At 68.4% G+C, this 4268-nt stretch carries 5 protein-coding genes; 3 read left to right on the top strand and 2 right to left on the bottom strand.

Features of this window, described 5'->3' with window-relative positions:
* A partial coding sequence (locus tag ADBZ5U_RS14675) for a 2-isopropylmalate synthase (RefSeq protein ID WP_526811408.1) occupies positions 1–994 on the bottom strand: 994 nt, incomplete at its 3' end.
* 165 nt (positions 995–1159) lie between these two features.
* Here ADBZ5U_RS14675 and ADBZ5U_RS14680 point away from each other — a divergent pair.
* Complete coding sequence (locus ADBZ5U_RS14680) at positions 1160–1516, top strand: hypothetical protein (protein WP_526811409.1); 357 nt, start codon at positions 1160–1162, stop codon at positions 1514–1516.
* A 1-nt stretch (position 1517) separates the two neighbouring features.
* Here ADBZ5U_RS14680 and ADBZ5U_RS14685 read toward each other — a convergent pair whose 3' ends face one another.
* Positions 1518–2120, bottom strand: coding sequence for a nitroreductase family protein (locus tag ADBZ5U_RS14685; protein WP_526811412.1), 603 nt, complete (start codon positions 2118–2120; stop codon positions 1518–1520).
* Positions 2121–2202: 82 nt separating this feature from the next.
* On the opposite strand from ADBZ5U_RS14685, the gene ADBZ5U_RS14690 reads away from it, so the two are divergent.
* The gene (locus ADBZ5U_RS14690) at positions 2203–3468 is read left to right on the top strand and encodes an aspartate kinase (protein WP_526811413.1); all 1266 of its coding nucleotides are present in this window, start codon (positions 2203–2205) and stop codon (positions 3466–3468) included.
* The coding region (locus ADBZ5U_RS14695) for an aspartate-semialdehyde dehydrogenase (protein ID WP_526811415.1) at positions 3469–4268 on the top strand (800 nt) is incomplete at its 3' end.

Consider the following 4268-nt stretch of genomic DNA (forward strand, 5'->3'; position numbering starts at 1 on the left):
AGAACAGGTTCAGCCCGAGCGTCACCAGGCAGACGTTCCCGGTGCGCTCACCGTTGCCGAACAGACAGCCCTCGATGCGGTCTGCCCCGGCCTGATAGCCCAATTCGGCTGCGGCGACGGCAGTTCCGCGGTCATTGTGTGGGTGCAGGCTCAGGATGATCGCGTCGCGGCGATTCAGATTACGGCTCATCCACTCGATGGAGTCGGCGTAGACGTTGGGGGTGGTCATCTCCACCGTCGCCGGCAGGTTGACGATCAGCGGCCAGTCCGGGGTCGGCTGGATCACGTCGGCGACCGCGTCGCAGACCTCCACCGCGTAAGCCAGTTCGGTGCCGGTGTAGGACTCAGGCGAGTACTCGTACCGCCACCGGGTGCCGGGGTGTCTGGCCTGTTCGGCCAGGCACTTCCGGGCGCCGTCGGTGGCTATCTTCTTGACCTCGTCGCGATCGGCGCGGAACACCACCCGGCGCTGCAGGATCGAAGTGGAGTTGTAGAAGTGCACGATCGCGTTCGGTGCGCCCGCACAGGCCTGGAAGGTGCGCTCGATCAGTTCCGGCCGGCACTGGGTCAGCACCTGGATGGTGACGTCCTCGGGGATGGCGCCCTGCTCGATGATCTCGCGGACGAAGTCGTAGTCGGTCTGGCTGGCCGAGGGGAAGCCGACCTCGATCTCCTTGTAGCCCATCCGCACCAGCAGTTCGAACATCCGCCGCTTGCGGGCCGGGCTCATCGGGTCGATCAGGGCCTGGTTGCCGTCGCGCAGGTCCACCGCGCACCATCCGGGCGCGTGCTCGATGACCGTGTCCGGCCACGTCCGGTCGGGCAGCGAGATCAACTCGACCTCGTTGGCGAACGGCCGGTAGCGGTTCACCGGCATCGAGGTGTTGCGTTGGGCGTTCCAGGCCGGCTGGCCCGGCAGTGGCGGGCCGGCGGGTGTCCTGATGGTGCGGGCCGATACGTAGGCGTCTACCGAGCCAAAGTCTTGGGTGCTCACGATTATCGCTCCGGAAGGTTTCGAAGGGGACTTCAGACCGGCGCATCGCGAGAACCCGCGACGGGAGGCCAGTCTGGATCAGACCCCGCCGCGGCGTCCGAGAAGGAGCACCCGCTGCACGTCCTGTACTGTACTCCCGTTGCCCCACCAGGCACAATCGCGGCCGTGACGTCTCCGCTGCCCGCCCGTCCGCACCGTTCTCCCGCCGACCGGGTGGCGTCGGTGGTGCTGACCCTGCTGGCGTTGCTGGCGGGGCTGGTCTCTCTGTTCTTCTCGCCCTTCTTCGTCATGTCGACCGACGCCTGCGGCCATGCCGACTGCCGTGATTCGCTGGTCACCTGGGCCTATGTGGTCACCTGGGGCGGGCTGGCCCTGGCGGCGGCGGTGGGCGTGGGCGGCATGATCCGCGCGGCCCGGCGCCGGAGCAGGATGTGGGTCTGGCCGGCTTCTGCGCTGGTTCTGGTGGTCGCCACCTTCGCCATCGGGGCCGGGTTGGCAAGCTCGGCGGCTCCCGGCGGCTGAGTCATCCGGCCCAGGGCCGGCCCCAACTGCCGCTGAAGGCCACGTCCTCGAGCGGAAGTCGTTGCCGGGGTTTGGAATCCCTCTCCGAGACCTCGGGGCTCACCCGGGCCTGGTCCGCCAGGGACCCGACGGCGATCACCATCAGCGGCCGGACCCGATCCGGGACGGCGAACGCGGCCCGGGCGCCGTCGACGTCGAATCCGGCCATGGGATGGGTGATCAGGCCGCGCGACACCGCCTCGATGATCAGGTTGGCCTCGGCCGCGCCCGCATCCACGGTGCCGTACAGCGCGGTGTTGTCGTCCTCGCCCTCGTCGGCGCACACCAGGATCAGCGCGGAGGCCGCCTTGGCGTAGGAGTTGCCCCGGCTGAGCAGGCCGGCCAGGGTGTCGAAGGTGTCATCGCCGCGAAGCCCGACGACGAAGCGGACCGGCTGGCGTCCGCCCCAGGTGGCGGCCCATCGGGCGGCCTCCAGCATTGCGGTCACCTGCTCGGTTGTCACCTGCGCGTCGGGGTCGAAGGCACGCGGACTCCAGCGTTGCGCGATAGGCGGATGGATCACGACGCTGGTCTCGGCGAGCCGGTTCGTCGGCTGGTCATGCATCGCAGCGAGATTACCCGCGGATACCGGCTACAACAGCCCCCTTATCCTTAGGGGCAACCCACGACCCCGGGAAGGACGGACAGTGGCGATCGTCGTGCAGAAGTACGGCGGATCATCGGTTGCCGACGCCGAGCGCATCCGCCGGGTCGCCGGGCGCATCGTCGAGACCAAACGCCAGGGCAACGACGTCGTCGTGGTGGTGTCGGCGATGGGGGACACGACCGACGAACTGCTCGACCTGGCCCGCCAGGTCGCCACGTCCCCGCCGCCGCGCGAACTGGACATGCTGCTGACCGCGGGCGAGCGTATCTCCAACGCCCTGGTGGCGATGGCCATCGAGTCCCTCGGTGCGCAGGCCCGCTCCTTCACGGGTTCGCAGGCCGGGGTCATCACCACCGGCACGCACGGCAACGCCAAGATCATCGACGTCACCCCCGGCCGGTTGCGGGCCGCGCTCGACGAGGGCCAGATCGTGCTCGTAGCGGGTTTCCAGGGGGTGAGCCAGGACAGCAAGGACGTCACCACCCTCGGCCGGGGCGGCTCGGACACCACCGCGGTCGCCCTGGCCGCCGCACTGGCCGCCGACGTCTGCGAGATCTACACCGACGTCGACGGAATCTTCACCGCCGACCCGCGGATCGTCCCCAACGCCCGCCGCCTGGACACCGTCACCTTCGAGGAGATGCTCGAGATGGCGGCCTGCGGGGCGAAGGTGCTCATGCTGCGCTGCGTGGAATACGCCCGCCGCTACCACGTACCCATTCACGTCCGGTCGTCATACTCCGACAAACCCGGAACCATCGTCACCGGATCTATCGAGGACACCCCCATGGAAGACGCCATCCTGACCGGAGTTGCCCACGATCGCAGCGAGGCAAAGGTCACCGTCGTCGGGGTCCCCGACGTTCCGGGCTACGCGGCCAAGGTTTTTCGCGCCGTGGCCGACGCCGACGTCAACATCGACATGGTGCTGCAGAACGTCTCCAAGGTGGAGGACGGCAAAACCGACATCACGTTCACCTGCGCGCGCGACTCGGGGCCGAAGGCGGTGGAGAAGCTGACCTCGCTGCAGGGCGACATCGGCTTCACCAGCGTGCTCTACGACGATCACATCGGCAAGGTGTCGCTGATCGGCGCCGGCATGCGCAGCCACCCGGGTGTGACGGCCACGTTCTGCGAGGCGCTGGCACGGGTCGGGATCAACATCGACCTGATCTCCACCTCCGAGATCCGGATCTCGGTGCTGATCAAGGACTCCGAACTGGACAAGGCGGTCGCCGCACTGCATGAGGCCTTCGACCTCGGCGGCGACGAGGAGGCTGTGGTCTACGCCGGGACGGGCCGCTAGATGGTCGGCATCGGTGTTGTCGGCGCCACCGGCCAGGTCGGAGTCGTCATGAGAAAGCTGTTGGAAGACAGAGACTTTCCGGCCACCAGCGTGCGATTCTTCGCATCGTCGCGTTCGCAGGGCCGCAAGCTGGCCTTCCGGGGCCGGGAGATCGAGGTCGAGGACGCCGAGACCGCCGACCCGTCCGGACTGGACATCGCGCTGTTCTCGGCGGGGGCGACGATGTCGCGGGTGCAGGCGCTGCGGTTCGCCGCTGCCGGGGTGACGGTGATCGACAACTCGTCGGCGTGGCGCAAGGACCCGGACGTCCCACTGGTGGTCAGCGAGGTCAATTTCGACCGCGACGTGCGGGGGAAGACCCTGCCCAAGGGCATCATCGCCAATCCGAACTGCACCACCATGGCGGCGATGCCGGTGCTCAAGCCCCTGCACGACGAGGCCGGGCTGGTGCGGTTGATCGTCTCCACCTACCAGGCGGTGTCCGGCAGCGGCCTGGCCGGTGTCGATGAGTTGGCCGGCCAGACCCGCGCGGTGATCGACGGCGCCGAGAAACTGGTGCACGACGGCGGTGCGCTGGACTACCCGGCGCCGAACAAGTACGTCGCCCCCATTGCGTTCAACGTGGTGCCGCTCGCCGGTTCGCTGGTCGACGACGAGTCCGGGGAGACCGACGAGGACCAGAAGCTGCGCCACGAGAGCCGCAAGATCCTCGGCATCCCGGATCTTGCGGTCAGCGGGACCTGCGTGCGGGTGCCGGTGTTCACCGGCCACTCGCTGTCGATCAACGCCGAGTTCGCCCG

The sequence above is a fragment of the Mycobacterium sp. genome, assembly GCF_040398885.1.
GTDB lineage: Bacteria > Actinomycetota > Actinomycetes > Mycobacteriales > Mycobacteriaceae > Mycobacterium.

Excerpts from the sequence above, each read along its gene's own strand:
- ADBZ5U_RS14685 (WP_526811412.1), bottom strand. The coding sequence starts at position 2,120 with ATGCATGACCAGCCGACGAACCGGCTCGCCGAGACCAGCGTCGTGATC.